Annotated in this window: 1 pseudogene; it reads left to right on the top strand. The window is 30.9% G+C overall.

Annotation, left to right across the window (positions count from 1 at the left end):
• Window positions 1-202: 202 nt before the first annotated feature.
• Window positions 203-340: pseudogene (locus GFJ36_RS29520) on the top strand (Holliday junction resolvase RecU); the annotation flags it as partial.

Genomic DNA, 340 nt, shown 5'->3' with positions numbered 1-340 from the left:
GTATGATTATTTTAATATATAAAATTAACGTGTTATAAGAGAAATAAACATCAGGAATTAAATTACAAATGTTGGTTTATTAATGAATTTCAATGATAGGATGGAAAGTGATAAATAATAAAGTAATATTATAATAATAAAATATGAAATATTGCATATTTTATTGAAGTAGAAATTTACATGTAGGAAGCGAGGAATAACAATGGGACTAGGAAACCGTGGGGTGGGATGGCATTTGAAATGCTTATCAATTTAGCAAACGAAATGTATCAAAGAGGGGGCGTGGCGCTTATCGACGAGTGTCCGACTTCTGTGAAGGTGTTATTTTCGAATTTCCCCA

Origin of the sequence: Bacillus sp. EE-W1 (assembly GCF_009760835.1) — a bacterium.
GTDB classification, from domain to species: Bacteria; Bacillota; Bacilli; order Bacillales; family Bacillaceae_G; genus Bacillus_A; species Bacillus_A wiedmannii.
The sequence above is the reverse complement of the archived record's forward strand: the minus strand, read 5'-3'. Positions and strand labels throughout refer to the sequence as shown.